Consider the following 19,566-nt stretch of genomic DNA (forward strand, 5'->3'; position numbering starts at 1 on the left):
GTTATCCCTTCACGGAACCGGCGGTCAGGCCGCGGATGAAATACTTACCGGCAACGACATAGACGAGCAGCGTCGGCAGCCCCGCGATGATCGCGGCGGCCATGTCGACGTTGTACTCTTTGACGCCGGTGGTTGAGTTGACGATGTTGTTGAGCGCCACGGTCACGGGCTGCGTGCCCGCCTGGCTGAACGAAACGCCGAACAGGAAATCGTTCCAGATCTGGGTGAACTGCCAGATCACGGTCACCACGATGATGGGCAGCGACAGCGGCAGGAAGATCGACCAGAAGATCCGAAAGAACCCGGCACCATCCACTCGCGCCGCCTTGGTCAGCTCGGCCGGGATGGTGACGTAGTAGTTGCGGAAGAACAGCGTTGTGAAGCCAAGCCCATAGATCACGTGGACGAAGATCAGGCCCGGAATGGTTCCGGCGATCCCCATCATGCCCAGCAGACGCGCCATCGGCAGCAGGACCACCTGGAACGGGATGAAACAACCGAACAGCATCAGAGAAAAGATGATGTTGGCCCCTTTGAAACGCCATTGCGCGACGACAAATCCGTTCAACGCCCCCAGAAGGGTCGAGATTGCCACGGCAGGGACCGCAATCAGGACCGAGTTCCAGAAATAGGGCCGCAGGCCTTCGCACTGGATACCGGTGCAGGCGCCTGACCAGGCGGTTTTCCAGGCATCCAGACTGACCTCGCGCGGCAGCGAGATCAGCGATCCCGTGCGAATTTCCTCGAGGCTTTTGAGCGATGTGGTCAGCATCACGAAAAGCGGCATCAGGTAGTAGAGCGCAAAAAGACCAAGCAGGACATACAGCAACCAACGCAGGGCAATCTTGCCCGTGGCGCTCTGGCTGCGGGTTCGGGTTTGGGGCATCGACAGATCAGTCATTTTTCGCCCTCAGTTCTGAGTAGAGGTAAGGAACCACGATGGCAAAGACGACCAGCATCATGATCATCGCGGACGCCGCCGCCTGGCCGATATCGCCGCGCGAAAACGCCATGGCGTACATGTATGTTGCGGGCAGATCGGTCGCATAACCTGGGCCGCCGCCTGTCAGGGCGATGACAAGGTCAAAGCTCTTGATCGCAAGGTGCGCCAACACGATGAAGGCCGACAGGAAGATCGGAGCCATCGACGGAATGATGATTGCCGTATAGATCCGCCAAGTGGGGATGCCATCGACCTGCGCGGCCTTGATGATCTCACCATCCACCGAGCGCAGTCCGGCCAGGAACAGCGCCATGACAAAACCCGAGCTCTGCCAGATCGCGGCGATGACGATCGTGTAGATCGCGTAGTCCGGGTTCACCAGCCAGTCGAACTTGAAATTCGGAAAGCCCCAGCCCTGGACCATGGCCTCGATACCCAGACCCGGGTTCAGGATCCACTTCCACGCGGTGCCGGTCACGATCATCGACAGCGCCATCGGGTACAGGTAGATCGTACGGATCGCGCCTTCGACGCGGATCTTCTGATCCAGCAGAATCGCCAGCAGCAGGCCCAGAACCATCGCGATCACGATGAACAGCGCGCCAAAGACGTAAAGGTTGTTGATCGCCGTGTCCCAGCGGGGCGAGTCAAACAGGCGGTCATATTGGATGAAGCCCTTGATCTCGTATTTCGGCAGCAGTTTCGATCGGGTCAGCGACACCCAGGCGGTCCATCCGATAAATCCGTAGACAAAAATCAATACGGCGATGAACGACGGTGCCAGCACCACCTTGGGAAGGTGGTTTTCCAGCCATTCGGACATTTTTTCCTCCGGGGAAAGATGCTCTGCCCCGCAGTATAGGGGGCAGAGCGTGTTGGATCAGTAGCTGTTTGCCACCGCGTCCGCCAGTTGCTGAACCGCGTCAGCCGAGGACATATCCGAGTTGAAATGTGCGGTCACGACGTCGGTGATCGCACCAGCCTGCGCACCGCGCAGCGCCATGCCATGCGCGTAGGACGGCAGCAGCGAGCCATTGGCGGACGAAGCGCCCATGTCTTCGGCCGAGATCTTGGCGCAGATGTCGAACTTGTCCAGTGCGACGTCGGTCCGCGCCGGAATCGACCCCTTGTTCAGGTTGAACACTTCCTGGAACTTGGGGGCCACGATCAGCTTGGCGAGCAGTTCCTGACCGGCGCGCTTGTCGTCGCCGTCCACGTCGAACATGGCAAAGCTGTCGACGTTGTACAGATAGCCGTCACCGGGGGTCGAGGCGCACAGGAAGTCTTCGCCGGGGACCTTGCCCGCGGCCAGGAATTCACCCTTGGCCCAGTCACCCATGATTTGGAAGGCGGCCTCACCGTTCATGACCATGGCGGTGGCCAGGTTCCAGTCGCGGCCCGAGAAGTTCTCATCAACGAACCCGCGCAGGGTGCGCATCTGGTCAAAAATCTGAACCATCGTGTCCGAGGTCAGAGTCTCGGGGTCCAAATCGACAAAGGCCTTCTTGAAGAACTCGGGTCCGCCGATGCCCAGCGCAACTGCTTCGAAGACGGTTGCGTCTTGCCAGGCCTGACCACCGTGGGCCAGCGGGATGATGCCTGCGGCCTGCAGCTTCTCGGCAGCGGCGTTGAACTCTTCCCAGGTGGTCGGCATCTCGATCTCATTGGCGGCCAGGATATCGGCGTTTGCCCAGATCCAGTCGATACGGTGCACGTTGACCGGTGCGGCACACCAAGTGCCTTCGCATTGCATATGCGCCGCGATCGAGGCGGGCAGGACTTCGGCCCAGCCCTCGGCCTCGGCAACGTTCGAGATGTCCGCCAGAACACCCTCTTCGTACCATTCCTGGATCGCCGGGCCTTTCAGCTGAACGGCGGTCGGCGCGTTGCCGGCCAGAACGCGGGCGCGCAGCGCGGTCATCGCCGCGTCTCCGCCGCCGCCTGCAACGGGCATATCCGTCCAGGTGCCGCCATTGGCCGCAAACTCTTCCTGCAGAACGGCGACCGACTTGGCCTCGCCGCCCGACGTCCACCAGTGCAGAACTTCGGCCTGCGGTTCGGCCATCACCGACGTGCCAGCCAGAACGGCCAGCGACGACGCCGTGGCAAGTGCGAAACGTTTCATGTTTGGTATCCTCCCAGATCCTTGTTTGCTGCCGCGGGGCAGCGATGCGGGACATTACCGGCAGCCGCTTGCCGTCTGGCAATGGCAAATTCCCCATGTATCCGGCGCGGGCTGCAAATTTTCCCGCCTTTTGTTACAGCGTGTTACGTTGACCTTGAATCTGTTGCAGTCCGTTACAATTGAGGGCAGCGTCGAGGGGGAAATCGGGGAGGAACAGCGTGAGCATTCCACGTCTGCTGGTTGTGGATGACGATCCGGAAATCCGGTCGATGTTGACCCAGTTCTTTCACCAGAACGGGTTCATTGCCCTGCCAGCAGCCACCGAGCGCGAGGTGCAGGCACACCTGAAGTCAGGCCGCATCGACCTGATCCTTCTGGACGTGATGCTGGGTGACGAGAACGGGGTCGAGATCTGCGCCCGGCTGCGCCGCGAGCAGGACGTGCCGATCATCTTCGTGTCGGCCCTGTCTGCCGATCATCAGCGCATGGCCGGGTACGAGGTGGGCGCCGACGACTACATCGCCAAGCCGTTCAACCCGCAACTGCTGCTGGCGCGTGTGCGCGCGGTGATGCAGCGCGCGCGGCGTACGCCATCGCTGGCCTATCGCCGGCGGATCCGCACGTTCCGCTTTGGCGGATGGGTCTATGACGGCAAACGCGACGAGGTGCATGCCCCGGACGGGTACCAGGTGTCGCTGTCGCAGCGCGAAACCGCGTTGCTCAAGGTGCTGCTGGCCAACCCGCACATTCCGCTGACCCGCGACGAGATCGCCGCCGCGCTGGACGTGACCGGCACCGGTGACAAGCCCGAAGCGCAAGGTCGGGCCATCGACGTTCTGGTGGGGCGGCTGCGCTCCAAAATCGAGGCCAACCCCAAAGATCCGCAGATGCTGCGCACGGCCCGCGGTGTCGGCTATGTCTTCGCCTGCGAGGTCACCGTGGAACAGGAGGCATGACCCTGCGCCTGCGGGATCTGGGCTGGGCCTGGAGCCTGGGTGCGTTTGCTGCCGGGCTGCTGGCGGCAGGACTGTGGTTTTCATCCGTTCGCAACTGGGACGCCTATCTGACCCGGGCCTATGTTGCCGGGTTCTCGGTCTACGAAGATCTGCGCACAGGTCGCGCCTCGCATCCCGACGTGTTGATCACGCCATTGCCGCCCGAGGCCGCAAGTCTGGCCGATGCGGGTGAATTCGAGCAGTTGCCCGACCTTGCAGGACGCCGGTTTCTGACCAACCTGTCCATTCTGACCGACAGCTCCGCGCCGCTCAGCGGGCGGAACCTGACGCTTGCGGTCTTGTCCGACCGGCTGGTCTATCCGGTATCCGACATCGTGTCAGGCAACGACCAGACCGGGCCGCAGAAGATGGGCAACCTGACACGCCTGCTGGCCACCTATTGCAGCGAACCCATTCTGGTGGCCCGGTTCGGACAGGGCGCTTGGCAGAAGATCGACGGTACGCAGGTCTGGGGTTGCGATGCGGCCCCGACCGACCTGCGCCTGCCCGCGATCTTTCTGGCCGTCTTGGCACTTGCGATCATTCTGACATCAGTCGGCAATGTGACAGACAGCTTTTCGCGGTTCTCCCAGTCGCTGCGTGACCGCCGGCGCAGCGGGGGTCCGGACAGCTACGACATGTCCGGGCCGGCCGAACTGCGCGACATCGTATCGGCGGTCAATACGCATCTTGAGGACGAACGCGCACAGCTGGAAAAGCGTGCCACGGTCCTGTCCGGCGTCAGCCACGACCTTGGGACGCCAGCGGCCCGCGTGCGTCTGCGCGCGGCGCTGATTCCGGACGCCGAATTGCGAGAGAAGCTGGAGTCCGATGTCGACCAGATGACAGGTATGATCGAAAGCGTATTGACCTACACCCGCTCGGAACTGAGCGTCGAGGATCCGCGCCAGATCTCACTCACCTCACTGGTCGAGTCGCTGGTTGCCGACTATCAGGACATGGACCTGCCTGTGACCCTGAAACAAGTCGCCCGGGTCGAGGTGGAGGGCGCGGCGTCGCTCTTCATGTCGCGGCGCGGGCATGGCTCGCTTCCGGAAACCCGCCGCATCCTTGTCATGGCGCGACCGATCTCATTGAAACGGGCGTTGACGAACTTGATCGACAACGCGCTGAAATACGGGCGCCACGCAACGGTTGAACTGGAAACCGACGCGGAAACCGCCACGATTGTCGTCGAAGACAAGGGAACCAACTTGTCCGTTTCGGATATCGAGGCGCTGATGGCCCCGTTCCGGCGCGGTTCGAACATCGGGTCGTCCGACGGGTTTGGGCTGGGCCTGACAATCGTTGCAACCGTGGCAGAGCAGCATGGCGGCTCGCTGCGCTTTGAAGCGGGTGATCAGGGTCTGCGGGCACGGCTGCAGATCCGGCGCTGAGACCGTCCACACGCAGGCTAGGAATAGCTTCGCACCAAGGCACTGGCGATCAGGGACCACCCATCCGCAATCACGAAAAACGCCAGTTTGAACGGCAGCGAAACCGTGGCGGGCGGCACCATCATCATCCCCATCGACATGAGTACCGCAGCCACTACAAGATCGATGATCAGAAACGGTAGAAATATCAGGAATCCGATCTGGAACGCGCGGGCAACCTCGGACAACATGAACGACGGCATGAGAACCGACAGTGGCGCCTCCGGCGACAGCTCCATCGACGCGGTGTCGGGGCGCAAGGCCGCCATGGCCCGAAACGTGTCACCATCCAGCCGCGCCACCATGAACTCGCGGAACGGCACCATGGCACGTTCCAATGCAGGCTCTACCGCAAGTGTTTCTTCGACCATCGGTCGGATCCCGGTGTCCCAAGCCTGGGTAAAGACCGGCTCCATGATGAAATAGGTCAGAAACAGCGCCAGGCTGACGATCAGCATGTTGGGCGGGGACTGTTGCAATCCGATCCCCTGCCGCAGAATGGCCAGTACCGTGACCAGAAATGGAAAACAGGTCACCATGATCGCAAGGCCTGGTGCCAGGCTGAGCACCGTGATCAGCAGGATCAACTGAATGGTTCGCGCCGATATGGATCCGCCGTCGCCCAATGACAGCGACAGCTCCTGTGCCGATGCCAGTGCTGGCGTCAGCACAAGGATCGCAATTGCACACCAGGCCGCCCGGCGCATCATCCAAGTCCGTTCTGGAAATCCGAAATCTCGGTCAGACGCACCGCCAATTGACCGGCATTGTCCCCCTCCATTTCCTCGAGCAGACCACGGGCGACCAATTGATCGCCGACATACAGATCCACCGGATCTTCGACCCGTTTGTCCAAGGTCAGAACGGCGTTCTCACCCATGGTCAACAGGTCGCGTATCAAGGGGCGCGCCCGACCAACGGAAACCGTCACCTCGATGGGAACGGCTTCGAACGGATTGGGTCTTTCAGGTGTGGATGCAGGTGCGTCACTCATTTGACAAAGCCTCTTTTGCCTCAAAAACATATGCGTCGAAAGCGGCGGCGATCGCGTCCAGCAGCGCGGTGCAATCAACCTCGGACCGGGCGGTGCCGACCTGCAACCGCGCCTGACCTGGCAGCAACTCGGGGTCCGCGACGACCTTGGGGAGGGGCGTGATGTCGACGGGCAACAACGCCTCGACATCCCCTTCAACACCGGGTGGAACCAACAGAAGGATCGGTTCTGCAACCTGCGCATTGGCCATTTCGCTCAACTGCTCGATCACGCGGGCGGCAAGCCCCCGATCCAACGCCTGGGGAAGAACGGTCTGAACCAGAGCGCTGAACATCGGTTCAAGCGACAAGGTCATCCGGGTCAGAGCTTCCTGGTAGGTGAAGGACATGTCGGAGAAGGCTGCCCGCATATCCTCGGTCAGCGCAGCGCGATCTTGGGCTTGGGCCTGCAGCGCATCCTCCCACCCGGCACCATATCCGCGTTCGAAAGCGGCGAGCCGCTCTTCCTCCAAAGCTTCTTCGTCCAGCAATCGCAGATCCGCGCCGTCGGCCTGAGCGGCGAAATCCTCGAGGAGGTGGGCGATCGACATCAAACCTTCTCCTCGTTTTCTTCCAGCCAGCTCCGCAGAATTTCGACCGTCTCTTCCTGTTTGTCCCCGATCATGGCGCGCAGACGGCCGACCGCATCTTCGCTTGCCGTGGACCCAATCGCAGGCACAGAGCCTCCGTTTTCACCCTGGCCGGTGAGAGCGCTGAATTCCTGTCCATCAGCATCTGAGATTTCACCGACAAGATATGGCGCGCCGCCCTCGGCGGAGGCTGCGGCAGGCGGCAAGGCTGGCACTGCGGCCGAACCGGTCAGGATCGGCCGGATCACGAACAACCCCATGACCAGCGATACGATGGCCAACACTGCCATCTGTATCAGCGACATCGTATCCAGATGGATGCTTTGCCAGACCGAAGCGGTCGCCAGTGTTCCCTGCGGTTCGACATTGGGCAGTTCCAGGGATTTCAGCGTGATGACATCCCCGCGATCCGCATCGAAGCCTACGGCCGAGGCGACAAGCTCTTCCAGAGCGTCCAGTTCCGGCTGTGCCATCGGTTCAAAAACCTCGGCATCGGTGGCGTCCGTTGTGCGGGTACCGTTGACGAGAACGGCAACCGTCAGGCGTTTGATTGCCCCGGGCACCCGCAGAACTTCAAGCTCGGTCTCTGAAACCTCATAGTTGATCCGCTCACGGGTTTGCGTGGCTGAAGAATTCGATTCATCGCTGCCATTGCCGTCCCCGTCCGGCAGGTTGGACGCGACCGTCACATCCGACGACTGATTGCGGGAGGTATCCGACCGTTCCTCGACATCGGTGCTGATTGCGACGCGGCCCTTGGGGTCGAACCGCCGCTCTCTTATGGTTTCGGTCTCGGTGACCGTGTCGACGCTGACTTCGACCACCGCATTGCCGGGTCCGACGCGCGCCTCGACCAGCCGCAGGACGCGGTCGCGCAGGACCTTGGCCTTGTCATCGGCAGTGTCGGCGGCGACCGCCGTCTCTTGCGGGCCGATCACGGCGCCGCTGGAATCGATCACCGCAACATCCTCGGGCGCGAGGCCGGTCACGGCGGAGGCCACCAGAAATCGGATCGCCTTGGCCTGCTCAACCGTGATCTTGGCCCCGGATGGCACCAGATAGACCGAAGCGGTTGGCGAAACGCTGGGCTGGAACGGGCTTGTGGACCCGCTGGCAATGTGAACCCGCGCCTGCCCCACATGAGGGCTGCTGACGATGGTTCGCGCCAGTTCACCCTCCTTCGCGCGCCAATAGGCAGCGTCGAACATCTGCGAGGTCGTACCGAACCCACTCAGCGTATCCAGCAGTTCGTAACCCCGGTTGCCATTTGCAGGCAGACCCTCGCTTGCCAGGGTCATGCGCAACTCGTCGCGTTGCGAGCCCGGAACATAGATTGAGCCGCCACGAATCTCGTAGGTGACACCGCGTTGATCCAGGGCGCGGACGATATCCCCCGCCGCCCCGCTTTCCAGCCCCGCATAGAGGAGTGTCATGGACGGAGATGTCACCAACCGCGACATCGCCAGTACACTCAGGAACACGACGACAGCCGCGCCCGACACGATGATTTGTTTGCGCCTGCCCAAACTTGCCCAGACAGTTCCGATCTGCTGCACGCTCACCTCCGACTCGCCGACATTCTGTGCGGCTCGTGCCCTGTTTGAACGATTGCCCTTAACAATCGGTTAGTCCCTGCGGGGTTATGACGGGTGCCGAACGCAAGAATGAGGACGCCATGACAGACGCGACCGTGGATGAGGCAGAAGGCCCGAAGAAGTCGGGCAAAAAGGGACTGATGATTGGCGCGGTTCTGGCGCTGCTGGGTGCTGCGGGCGGGTACTATGTGACCGCGTCCGGGCTTTTGGGCAAAGCCCCAGAGGCCGAAGGAAAAACAGCGGAAACCGCGGACGTCGGAGATGCAATCGATGCGTTGCCGGATGTCGGGTTCGTCGACCTACCGCCCGTGATCGTGTCCGTGAATTCCGGCGATTCGCGCCATCTGAAATTCCACGCTCAACTTGAGGTGGCCGCCGGTCACGAGGCCGAGGTGGAAAAGATGATTCCCCGCATCATGGACGTGATGAACGGCTATCTCCGGGCCATCAACCTGTCTGACCTCGAAGACTCGCTGGCTCTGGTTCGCATCCGCGGGCACCTGCTGCGGCGCATCGGCATCGTCGTTGGCGAAGGTCGGGTACGTGACGTTCTGGTCACGGAATTCGTATTGAACTAGGAGGCGAAATTGGAACTGATCTCGGACATTCTGCTGGTCGCCGGCGCCTTGGGGGCCGGATTGTACTGTTTTGTTCTGTCCCGACGCCTCAGGCGGTTCACGGACCTGGAGCGGGGCGTCGGTGGCGCGGTTTCCGTGCTGTCCGCGCAGGCGGAAGAACTGAAAAAATCCCTGGATGCCGCGCGTGCTGCATCTGACCAGGCCGGGCACAAACTGCAGGATCTGACCGTGCGCGCCGAGTCAGTCGCACAGCGGCTTGAGTTGATCATGGCGTCGATGCACGACGTGATCCCCGAGGACAAACCCGCGGCTGAAGAGCCTGCAAATTCCTCGGCCGAAACCAAAAAGCCGTCACCTCTTGAGGTAGAACCGGTCTCGTTGGAAGAAGAGGTCGGGCCAAAGGACCCCGAGCAACCCGCCGAGCCTGCGGCTGTGGAACAAATTCCATCCAGGCCGGAAGCCGAGGTCAAATCCACCAACGACCCCGCAGAGGATCCGGCCCCGATTCCCAAGGGCGTATTGTTCTTCAGGCACAAGGCGCAAGGTAGCGAGGCCCGATCCTGATGCGCAGCCTGCAACCTGCCCAGCGTCGACCACGTGGTGGCGTTCTGACCCTCATTTCAGCCTTGATGATCAGTTCCGCCATCATACGGCTGGGGCTGGAGGCTGGGCCAGCTTTGGCAAGGGGGTCTGACCCCTCGGAAGTCTCTGCACACAGCGCCGGCTCGGACGAAAAGCCGGACATGCAAGCCTTGCTGACCGAATTGCTGCGTCGGGAAGCAGCCGTCAAACAGCGTGAGAGCGCGCTGCGCGGCAGGGAGCGCGCCCTGGAGATTGCCAACGAGGCCATTGCGACGCGCCTCTCTGATTTGCAAGAGGCCGAGGCATCGCTGCGCGAGACATTGGCCGTGGCGGACAAGGCGGCTGAATCCGACCTCACCCGTCTGACCGATGTCTATCAGAACATGAAGCCCAAGGACGCCGCGGCGCTTTTCGAAACGATGGATCCGGTTTTTGCGGCCGGCTTCCTGTCGCGTATGCCGCCTGAGGCTGCTGCGGGTGTGATGGCCGGTCTCAGCCCCGAGGCCGCCTATACCATCAGCGTCGTAATGGCCGGACGCAACGCCAACGCCCCCACTGAGTAGCCGCCATGAGCCCCACCCTCAAAGACCGCTCTGCCGGAGAGACCACATGATCGGAATTCTTGGAATCGTCGTTATTTTCGTAATGGTGTTCGGCGGCTACCTCGCCGCCGGCGGCAAGATGGCGATCATCCTCAAATCTCTGCCGTTCGAGATGATGATGATCGGCGGGGCCGCCATCGGCGCCTTTCTGATCAGCAATGACATGTCGGCGGTCAAACACACGATCAAGGATCTAGGCAAGGTTTTCAAAGGCCCGAAATGGAAGCCCGAAGACTACCGCGATCTGCTGTGCCTTCTGTTCTCGCTGATCCGGCTTGCCCGTTCAAATCCGGTCGAGCTCGAGCAGCATATAGAAGACCCTGAAAACTCGGCCATTTTCGTGGCCTTCCCCAAGATACAGGCGGACAAAGAGGCCGTGGACCTGATTTGCGACACCATGCGGTCGGCGGCGATGAACTATGACGATCCCCATCAGGTTGAAGAGGTTCTGGAAAAGCGGATGGATGCCAATTTCCACCACGCCATGCATTCCAGCCACGCCCTGCAAACCGTGGCGGACGGGTTGCCGGCACTGGGGATCGTCGCGGCCGTTCTGGGCGTGATCAAGACCATGGGCTCGATCGACCAACCGCCCGAGGTCTTGGGCAAGTTGATCGGAGGTGCCCTTGTCGGGACTTTCTTGGGCGTCTTTCTGGCCTACGGGCTGGTCGGCCCCTTCGCCGGAAAGCTGAAAGCGGTCGTGGAGGAAGACAATCACTTCTATCAACTGATCCGGGAAGTTCTGGTTGCCAACCTGCACAATCACAACCCTGCAATGTGTATCGAGGTTGGTCGCCAGAACACGCCGACCCACAATCGCCCCGGCTTCACCGAATTGGAAGAAGCCTTGAAAGAGATCAAGCAGGCGGCAGCATGATCCGGGTTTTGCTCCTGACCCTTGGCCTGAGCGCATCGGCAACTGGAGTGCTGGCAAAGGATGTTCCGGTGCGGTCCGGCGAACATGACGGCTTCACGCGGCTTGTTCTCAGCGTTCCTGCGGGCACCAACTGGAGCCTCGCCCACCGGAAAAACGGTGCGCGCCTGGCGGTCGAATTGGACGACGTGGAATTCAAGACCGGATCGGTCTTTGCACGATTGTCCGCAGGCCGGCTTGAGGCCATATCGCAGGCCGATTCCGGCGCGCCGCTTGAGTTGGACTTCGGCTGTGACTGCGCCGCGACCGCTTTTTTGTACAAGGATACGATGATCGTTGTGGACATAGCGGCGCAAAAAGCCTTGCCTCCGCCAAGTCTGGACATTCCATCGATCATGATCCCAGAGCAGACTTCCAAACGTCGTCCACAGGCCGAAGCCCCATCAATTGAATTGGTTGCCCCCCTTCTGCAACTGGATCGCGATGGCCTGCAGCAGCGCCTTTCGACCCGTCTGTTGCAAGGCGCGGATCGCGAGCTTGTCGACCTGAACGTCACACCTCCGGGTCCGCGTGCTTCGGTGCCGGAAGCGCTTCCAGACATCGCGCGGGATCTGCCTGCCCATATCCAGGTAAGCTCGATCCTTGACGAGTTGGGCAAACTGGGAGAGCCACCTCTGCAACCTCTGGAGTCACTGCCAGCCTGTATTTCGGATGCCGAATTGGGGTTCGACACCTGGTCTGACGGTCGGCCCTTTACGCATCAGGTGGCTGAGCTGCGAGCGGGCTTGTTCCTGGAGTTCGACAGGGTCGACAGATCCATCGCGCTCAAGCTCGCAAAGCTGTTGGCACACTGGGGTTTCGGTTCAGAGGCCATACAGGTTCTGCAGTTGATCGAAGATGCATCGCCGGAACAGGAATGGGTTCGAGCGGTCGCGCAAATAATTGATGATCAGTCTGTATCAGAGCCTAACCAACTGCATGGGTTGCAACGCTGCGACGGCGCGGTTGCCATGTGGGCCGCGATGGCGGATGGCCAGTTGCAGGAAGATGCGCAGCAGGAACGGATGGAACAGGCGTACCTGAGGCTTCCTGAGCATCTACGCCGGATCCTTGGCCCCCGGCTGGCCGAGATATTCGTCAACTCCGGCCAGCTTGAGGCCGCCCGGCGGGTACTGCGTTCGGTGGATCGCGTCCAAACTCTGCAACACCCCGAGGCGACACTCGCGCAGGCAACTGTTGCTGCCGCTGAGGGAGATGCGGACACCAGCGACACTTTGTTGAACGACGTCATCGACAACCCAAGCTCGGATTTGGAAGCCCCGCTTGCGCTGGCCCGGCTTGTTGAAAAGAAGTGGGCAGAGGATGGGGCCGTTTCGCGACGCCAAATCGATCTAATCTCGGGCTACGAGATCGAACTGCGCAATTCTGAATTGGGCCCGGTCATGGCCCGCGGTCACGCCCTGGCGCTTGCCCTGGGCGGCGAGTTTTCTGCGGCCTTCAATATCCTTGATGCCCATCGCGGAGACGAGACCTGGACCGGCACGCGCAATCGTATCTTGCATCTGGCAGCAGAGCGCGCGGATGACCTGACCTTTCTGCTGTATGCAAGTACCCTGAAACCACATGATTTAGAGTTTATTTCGACCGGGACTTCGCTGTTGCTTGCCAAGCGTTTTGCGGACCTCGGCTTTGCCAAGCAAGCCCGAGACTTGACGGGTGCAGGTTCGGATGGGACACGCAGGCGCGAACGCGCCATCCTTCGGGCGCGGGCCGCGCTGCTGGAAAACCGACCGGATCTGGCTCTGCGCGAATTGGCCGAGGATCCCTCAGATGACGCTGAAAGGCTGCGGGCACAAGCCCTGACGGATATGGGTAATTACGCGGCCGCCGTTGAGGCTTGGCGGGACATAGGGGATGAGGATTCCGCGGCGCGCCTGTCATGGTGGGCGGGGTTCAACTTGGAAGAAGTTGGAGCGAAGGACACCACGCTGGGGCAGGTCATAGATCTGAGCTCGGCCCTGCGTGCACCAGTGCAGCAAACCCCAGACAAGCCAATTTTGGATGCAGAACAACTTCTTGAGGCCAGCGCCGACACGCGGCAGAAGATAGCCGAATTGCTGAACGTGACGACTGAATTTGAATAGTCAGGACCCGCGCGACGAACAGCCGGCTTGTGCGCCTCGCATTGAGAGCGTGCGCTTGTCTGAAAGAGCAAGCACCGGCAGACTGCCCTGCAAATTCAACCTTATCCAGGTCAGGGGCAACGGATGTCCGGAGCGCTCATTCGATGTTTTGTCGCCATTCCCGTATCTTCCGAAATCGCCCAGCTATGCGCCGACGTCGCGCGCGCAGTACATTGCGGTCGAAGTTTGCCTGCTGAAAACCTTCATCTGACACTGGCTTTCCTGGGCGACCAGACCCGAAACGCCTTGATCGAATTGAATGATCACCTCGAAGCGCTGAAGCGCCCGGCCTTTTCCATCAGATTGTCCGGGCTAGGCAGTTTCGGAAACTCGCTGCACATGGCGGTAGAGCCCGATCCTGAACTCCTGCACCTGCATGAAAGCGTCCTGCAGTGCATTAGGCGGGCCGGGCTGAAGCTGCAACGCCGCCGATTTCGACCGCATATCACCATAGATCGGGGTATTGAATCGTCTCTAAACAGGGGCTTTTTGCATAACCCAGTTCCCCAAGCCACCATGTTCGTGACCCAGTTCAACCTCAACTCTTCGACATTACGGCCGGACGGGGCACGATATGAAACGCTGTCGACCTATCCTCTGCAGTTGCAAGGCTGGTCCGGTCAGGCTGACGACTTGGCCGACCGGTAGAGAGGCTGCACCATGTCACTAAACCGGGTGCCTGGATCGGTAAGGTTCAAAACCGCGCTGCTCAGATTCTTGGCAGCAGACCCTCCGATTTCCGGAGAAGAAAACTCGACAAACTTGTCGATGACGTCCTGTCGCGACATCGGAGACTCAGGCCCGCCCCGGGCATGGATGTCGCCCGAGCGGAAAACGCGACCGTCATGCGTCGTGACCTGAACGTCGGCCCAGCGCCCGGCGGGAAAGCGGGAATTATGGCGGTCCGACTCGGATACGGTGATGCGACTCAGGAAATCGGCGACCACCGGATCGGATAGTCCATCGCCGCTGATGTGCTCGACCCCGATCCGCCCGTGTACTGCAAAAGTCGAGACGGCAAATGGCAGCGAGTATTGCGCCTGCGACGTTGTCTCGGGCATCCCCGAATACAGTTGAACCGCTTCGTGAAAACTATGTATCTCGACGCGGGCGATCTGGTCATGGGTCAGATCGTGCGTGTTCATCACCGTGCGCAGCCCGTCGATGGCGGCATGGGCCCAGCGGCAGATCGGATAGGGTTTCACGTATTGATGTTCCATCTGCCAAAATGTGCCGAGGTCCTGCCAATAGGGTGCCGCGCGGGCTTCCTCGATGGTGATGGCGGGGGCGCCAGTAAAGCCGCGCTCGGCCAGAATCGCCGCCGACAAGCCTACCAGCGCGCCCCAGCCCGAGCCGTCATGCAGCATGGTCGGGTTGGCGATTTCGCGCATCATCTGGCTGCGGGGGCCGTGATATTCGGCAATGCCAAGGCCTTGGCGCAACTGGTCCGGTGAATGGCCCCGCAAGCGGGCCGCCATGGCAACCACGCCCAGTGCGTTCCACGCCCCCGAGGTGTGATAGTCACTGACGGTGGCGTGCAGGGCGATACCTGCGCGGCCCGCGATTTCGTAGCCGGTGATGACGGCGGCCAACGCATCGGGTCCCGACAGGTCTGGGCAGTGCTCGGTCAATGCGCACAGCGCGGGTATGACCACGACACCGATATGCCCCTTGGTCGGGTTGTAGCCGTCGTGTCCGTCGAGATTGTCGGTCTGCGTGGCGGCAGCGTAGGCCGCGCCCGCCAGACTGACCCGACGCCCATCACACAGCATCCGCGCCGAGAACGCATGATCGGTCGTTCCGTACAGCAATTCCGCAGTATCGCGGGCGATCACGCCGGCCTCCATCGGGGTCGAGCCGATCACGATGCCCAAAGTATCCAACAGCATCAGGGCCGCCGCTTCGCGCGCGCTGTCGGGCATCTGGTCCGCCGGGCGGTTCAGAACAAACTCGGCAACGCGGGCGAAGGTTTCGGTCACTTGGCACCCTCCATCGCCGGTTTCTGGTCTCGCAGGCGCAGGCCTTCGGGGTCGAACGCAGGCGCATGCAGGATCCGAGCCCTGTGCGGTTTGCCCAGGATGAAGATATGCACCTCGTCACCCGGCTGGGCCACGGCTGGGTTGGCGTATCCGATGGCCAGCGACTTGCCGACCGTATAGCCATAAGCGCCCGATGTGACGCGCCCGACGGGCGTACCATCTGGGGTGAAGATCGGCTCGCCCCCGCTGGCATCGGCATCGTGGGGGACATCGACCTCGAAAATCGACAGTACCTCGCGCGCGGGATTGTCTTTGATCGCCAGCCAAGCCGCCTTGTGCAGGAAATCCTTGTCTGGCTTGATCAACCCATCCAGACCGACCTCGTGCGGCCAGTACTCCTGCGAATACTCACGCCCCCATGAGCCATAGCCCTTTTCGATCCGCAACGCACCCAGAGCCCGGCCGCCGACCGGCCCTCCACCGCAGGCGCGGGCAGCGTACAGAAGCGCTGTATAGAGTCTGATCTGGTCGCTTTCGGCGCAGTGCAGCTCCCACCCCAGATCGCCGGTGAAGCTGACGCGGATGGCCAGGCAAGTGACCCCGGCAACCTCGATCGTGGCCGAGCGCATGAAGGGGAACGCCGCGTTCGACAGGTCGGCATTGGTCAGCCGTTGCAAGGCCTCTCGCGATTTCGGGCCGGCGATGTTGAAGCCCGCGATGCGGTTGGTGGCGACCTCGAAGGTGGTGCCCTCGGGCAGGTCCACCATGTTGAAGAACCGCTGGTGATAGCGTTCGGCCATACCCGAGCCGATCATCATGTATTCGTCTTGGGCCGTCTTGGTGATGGTGAAATCCCCCGCCACGCCACCGCGCACGGAAATCAGCGGGGTCAGGCAAGACCGCCCCACCTCGGTCGGCACCCGGTTGGCCACCAGCCGGTCGAGCCAGTCATGCGCGCCCGACCCCTTGACGACGTAGTTGGCAAAGTTCGAGATGTCGATCACGCCCACGCTCTCGCGCAGCATCCGGGCCTCGTGCCCCACCGGTTCGAACCAGTTCTGGCGGGTGAAGCCGGTGGTTTCGACCGTTCCGGGCCGGTCGGCGAACCACAGCGGGTGTTCCCAGCCGCAGTTGAGGCCGAAGACCGCGCCCAACTGTTTCTGCATCTCGTAGGCAGGGCGCACGCGGGCGGGGCGACCGGCGCTGCGTTCCTCGTTCGGGAAATGGATGGCGAAGCGGTGGGAATACTGATCGGCCACCCGCGCCTTGGTGAATTTCTTGTCGGCCCAGTCGCCGAACCGCGCCAGATCCCAGGCAAACATGTCGTATTGCGGCTCGCCCTCGATCATCCATTGCGCAGCCAACAGCCCCAGCCCGCCCGATTGCGAGAATCCGGGGATGATGCCGGTGCAGCAGAAATAGTTGCGCAGCTCGGGCACCGGCCCCCAGATGGCGTTGGAATCCGGCGACCAGATCATCGGGCCGTTGATCACCCGTTTCACGCCTGCGGTCGCGGCCACCGGCACACGCTCGGTCGCGCGGATCACGTTTTCCATGATCCGGTCCAGATCGTCAGGGAAGAGGTCATGGGCGAAATCCAGCGGCGTGCCGTCCTCGGCCCAGAACCGCATGTCTTTCTCGTAGGCGCCGATCAGCAACCCGTTGCCTTCCTGCCGGAAATAATACTCGCCATCGCGGTCGGCGATCGAGGGCAGACGACGGCCAAGGGCGGCGACCTCTTCAATCGCTTCGGTCACGAAATACTGGTGCTCGGTCGGTTGCAGCGGCAATTCCAGCCCCGCCAGCGCGGCCACCTCGCGTCCCCACAACCCGGCGGCGTTGACCACCCATTGCGTGTGGATGTCGCCCTTTTCCGTTCGCACGATCCACGAGCCGTCAGGCTGTTGTTCAGTCCCTGTTACGGGGCAAAACCGCTGAATCTCGGCCCCCAGAGCGCGCGCTCCGGCGGCATAGGCATGGGTCACGCCCGAGGGGTCCACGTTGCCGCCGTCGGGTTCATACATGATGCAGCGGATGTCATCGAACTGCGCCAGCGGGTGCAGCTCCATCGCCTGTTCGCGGCTGATCTCATGGAAGTTCAAGCCGTAGAACCGCGCCTTGGCCTCTTGCAGGCGCAACTGGTGCTCGCGCGCTTCGGTCTGGGCGAGATACAGCGATCCCGGCTGGAACACGCCGCAGCCCTGCCCGGTTTCCTGCTCCAGCTGCTTGTACAGGTTCATCGTGTAGTGCTGGATGCGCGTAACGTTGTTGTTGTCGTGCAGACCGTGGATGTTGGCCGCAGCGTGCCACGTTGAACCGCTGGTCAGTTCGTCCCGTTCCAGCAGGATCACGTCGGTCCAGCCCAGCTTGGCAAGATGGTAGAGGATCGAACAACCGACAAGGCCCCCTCCGATCACGACGGCCTGTGCATGGGTTCTCATTGGGCTTCTCTCCTGACTGGCGGGGGCGCGTCAGCCCTCTGCCTCAGAAGTCAGCCACAGTGTGCGGACACCGTATGCTCTGTTCCCGACCCCAAATGTCGGGAACAGGGCAAGTTGGGCCGGAATCCCGGTTTGGGATCGTCTAGTAGGGCGCCTCGACGTCGTTCATCGAGACATAGACGGTTTTCATTTCCGAATAGTGGTTGATCGCCAGCTTCGAATTCTCGCGCCCGACGCCCGACATTTTCGACCCCCCGAACGGCGCCTCGACCGGGGCTAGGTTGTAGGTGTTGATGTAGCAGGTGCCCGCCTCGAACCCGGCCACCACGCGATGGGCGCGGGTCAGGTCGTTGGTGAACACGCCGGCGGCCAGGCCGAACTCGGTGGCGTTGGCGCGGGCCATCACCTCGTCTTCGGTTTCGAAATCCAGCACCGACATGACGGGGCCAAAGATCTCCTCGCGGGCGATGGTCATGTCGTCGGTCACGTCGGCAAAGACAGTGGGCTGAAGGTAGAAGCCCGGGCGATCCAGCCGCGCGCCACCGTGGACCAGCCGCGCGCCCTCGGTCTTGCCCTTCTCGATATAGCCCAGAACGATGTTCATCTGGTTTTCGCTGACCATCGGGCCAAAGTTCACGGCCTCATCCATCGGGTCGCCGATCTTCACCTTGGCAAGGCGTTCGGTCAGGCGGGTCAGGAAGGCCTCTTTGATGCCCTTCTGTACGAAGACCCGCGTGCCGTTGGAGCAGACCTGACCGGATGAGTAGAAATTGCCCAGGATCGCGCCCGAGACGGCGTTGTCGATATCGGCATCGTCAAACACGATCATCGGCGACTTGCCGCCCAGTTCCATCGTGACGTGTTTCATGCCTTCGGCCGCGGCGGCATAGACCTTGCAGCCCGTGGGCACAGAACCTGTCAGCGACACCTTGGCCACGCGCGGGTCGGTGACCAGCGCGGCGCCCACATCGCCATAGCCCTGAACCACGTTGTAGATACCCTTGGGCGCACCAGCCTCGATCAGGATCTCGGCCACTTTCAACGCCGACAAGGGGGTGGTTTCCGAGGGTTTGAACACCATCGCATTGCCGCAGGCCAGCGCCGGGGCGCCCTTCCAGCAGGCGATCTGAGTGGGGTAGTTCCACGCGCCGATGCCGACGCAGACGCCCAGCGCCTCACGGATGGTATAGACGAAATCGCCGCTGCCCAGCGGGATGTGCTCGCCGGTCAGGGACCCGGCCAGCCCGCCGAAATATTCCAACGCATCCGCGCCCGAGGTCGCATCGGCCACCAGCGTTTCCTGCAACGGCTTGCCGGTGTCATGGGTTTCGAGGATCGACAGCTCGCGGTTGCGCTCGCGCATGATGTCGGCGGCGCGGCGCAGGACGCGGCCGCGCTCGGTTCCGGTCATCGCTGCCCAGGCCTTTTGTGCTCGTTTTGCACTGTTTAGAGCCTGTTCGATGATCTGCGGCGTGGCCGAATGCAGGCGGGCGATGACCTCGCCCGTGGCCGGATAGATCACGTCGATCGGGGTGCCTGCGGTGTCTTCGACATATTCGCCATCAATAAAGTGGCTGGCCTTGGGCTGAACTTTCATCGCGGATCCTTTTT

Annotated in this window: 18 protein-coding genes; 8 read left to right on the forward strand and 10 right to left on the reverse strand. The window is 61.7% G+C overall.

All coding sequences use genetic code 11. From position 1 onward, the window contains the following. Position 1: 1 nt before the first annotated feature. Genes ACR0CU_RS11765 through ACR0CU_RS11775 form a run of 3 tightly spaced genes read right to left on the reverse strand, consistent with a single transcriptional unit; the run spans position 2 to position 3,068 of the window. On the reverse strand, positions 2-901 hold the full coding sequence (locus ACR0CU_RS11765; protein WP_170341932.1) for a carbohydrate ABC transporter permease: 900 nt from the start codon (positions 899-901) through the stop codon (positions 2-4). Further along, the gene (locus ACR0CU_RS11770; RefSeq protein WP_170360524.1) at positions 894-1,766 is read right to left on the reverse strand and encodes a carbohydrate ABC transporter permease; all 873 of its coding nucleotides are present in this window, start codon (positions 1,764-1,766) and stop codon (positions 894-896) included. The genes ACR0CU_RS11765 and ACR0CU_RS11770 overlap by 8 nt, the downstream gene beginning before the upstream one ends. Positions 1,767-1,823: 57 nt before the next feature. After that, entirely contained in the window at positions 1,824-3,068 is a 1,245-nt protein-coding gene (locus ACR0CU_RS11775; RefSeq protein WP_170447463.1) for an ABC transporter substrate-binding protein, read from the reverse strand. A 218-nt stretch (positions 3,069-3,286) separates the two neighbouring features. Here ACR0CU_RS11775 and ACR0CU_RS11780 point away from each other — a divergent pair, with 218 nt between their 5' ends. After that, complete coding sequence (locus tag ACR0CU_RS11780; RefSeq protein WP_170360520.1) at positions 3,287-4,024, forward strand: response regulator transcription factor; 738 nt, start codon at positions 3,287-3,289, stop codon at positions 4,022-4,024. After that, positions 4,021-5,460: a sensor histidine kinase gene (locus tag ACR0CU_RS11785; RefSeq protein WP_480643087.1), complete on the forward strand. Its 1,440-nt coding sequence runs from the start codon at positions 4,021-4,023 to the stop codon at positions 5,458-5,460. The genes ACR0CU_RS11780 and ACR0CU_RS11785 overlap by 4 nt, the downstream gene beginning before the upstream one ends. Positions 5,461-5,477: 17 nt before the next feature. Here the strand turns inward: ACR0CU_RS11785 and fliP are convergent, their stop codons facing one another. The 4 genes from fliP to fliF are packed head-to-tail and all read right to left on the reverse strand — an operon-like array spanning position 5,478 to position 8,677. After that, positions 5,478-6,206 (reverse strand): flagellar type III secretion system pore protein FliP, encoded by a 729-nt coding sequence (gene fliP / locus ACR0CU_RS11790; RefSeq protein WP_170341924.1) that lies wholly within the window; start codon positions 6,204-6,206, stop codon positions 5,478-5,480. Beyond that, a complete protein-coding gene (locus ACR0CU_RS11795; protein ID WP_170370277.1) occupies positions 6,206-6,493 on the reverse strand; it encodes a FliM/FliN family flagellar motor switch protein in 288 nt (95 codons plus the stop codon). Before ACR0CU_RS11795 ends, fliP begins: the two co-directional genes overlap by 1 nt. Beyond that, a complete protein-coding gene (locus ACR0CU_RS11800; RefSeq protein WP_480643090.1) occupies positions 6,486-7,082 on the reverse strand; it encodes a FliH/SctL family protein in 597 nt (198 codons plus the stop codon). Before ACR0CU_RS11800 ends, ACR0CU_RS11795 begins: the two co-directional genes overlap by 8 nt. Next, positions 7,082-8,677 carry a flagellar basal-body MS-ring/collar protein FliF gene (fliF, locus tag ACR0CU_RS11805; protein WP_480643092.1) on the reverse strand — a complete coding sequence of 532 codons (1,596 nt, stop codon included), beginning with the start codon at positions 8,675-8,677 and terminating at the stop codon, positions 7,082-7,084. The genes ACR0CU_RS11800 and fliF overlap by 1 nt, the downstream gene beginning before the upstream one ends. A 119-nt stretch (positions 8,678-8,796) precedes the next feature. Between fliF and ACR0CU_RS11810 the strand changes: the two genes are divergently transcribed. From ACR0CU_RS11810 to thpR, 6 genes are all read left to right on the forward strand, one after another. Then, positions 8,797-9,294 (forward strand): flagellar basal body-associated FliL family protein, encoded by a 498-nt coding sequence (locus tag ACR0CU_RS11810; protein WP_170341917.1) that lies wholly within the window; start codon positions 8,797-8,799, stop codon positions 9,292-9,294. Positions 9,295-9,303: 9 nt separating this feature from the next. Next, complete coding sequence (locus ACR0CU_RS11815; RefSeq protein ID WP_170447451.1) at positions 9,304-9,858, forward strand: hypothetical protein; 555 nt, start codon at positions 9,304-9,306, stop codon at positions 9,856-9,858. Then, positions 9,858-10,439 (forward strand): MotE family protein, encoded by a 582-nt coding sequence (locus ACR0CU_RS11820; RefSeq protein WP_170447449.1) that lies wholly within the window; start codon positions 9,858-9,860, stop codon positions 10,437-10,439. The genes ACR0CU_RS11815 and ACR0CU_RS11820 overlap by 1 nt, the downstream gene beginning before the upstream one ends. Before the next feature lie 46 nt (positions 10,440-10,485). Then, positions 10,486-11,355, forward strand: a complete 870-nt coding sequence (motA, locus tag ACR0CU_RS11825; protein WP_170405933.1) for a flagellar motor stator protein MotA — start codon at positions 10,486-10,488, stop codon at positions 11,353-11,355. Beyond that, complete coding sequence (locus tag ACR0CU_RS11830; protein WP_170447447.1) at positions 11,352-13,496, forward strand: hypothetical protein; 2,145 nt, start codon at positions 11,352-11,354, stop codon at positions 13,494-13,496. The genes motA and ACR0CU_RS11830 overlap by 4 nt, the downstream gene beginning before the upstream one ends. 123 nt (positions 13,497-13,619) lie before the next feature. Continuing rightward, entirely contained in the window at positions 13,620-14,183 is a 564-nt protein-coding gene (thpR, locus tag ACR0CU_RS11835) for an RNA 2',3'-cyclic phosphodiesterase (protein WP_170447445.1), read from the forward strand. Here thpR and ACR0CU_RS11840 read toward each other — a convergent pair. From ACR0CU_RS11840 to betB, 3 genes are all read right to left on the reverse strand, one after another. Next, entirely contained in the window at positions 14,156-15,514 is a 1,359-nt protein-coding gene (locus tag ACR0CU_RS11840) for an MmgE/PrpD family protein (protein WP_170447444.1), read from the reverse strand. The two genes, thpR and ACR0CU_RS11840, sit on opposite strands and share 28 nt — an antisense overlap. Continuing rightward, complete coding sequence (locus ACR0CU_RS11845) at positions 15,511-17,955, reverse strand: GcvT family protein (RefSeq protein ID WP_170447442.1); 2,445 nt, start codon at positions 17,953-17,955, stop codon at positions 15,511-15,513. Before ACR0CU_RS11845 ends, ACR0CU_RS11840 begins: the two co-directional genes overlap by 4 nt. 142 nt (positions 17,956-18,097) lie before the next feature. Then, a complete protein-coding gene (gene betB / locus ACR0CU_RS11850) occupies positions 18,098-19,552 on the reverse strand; it encodes a betaine-aldehyde dehydrogenase (RefSeq protein ID WP_170447440.1) in 1,455 nt (484 codons plus the stop codon). Positions 19,553-19,566: the final 14 nt, after the last annotated feature.

This window comes from Ruegeria sp. BC2, from assembly GCF_056539245.1.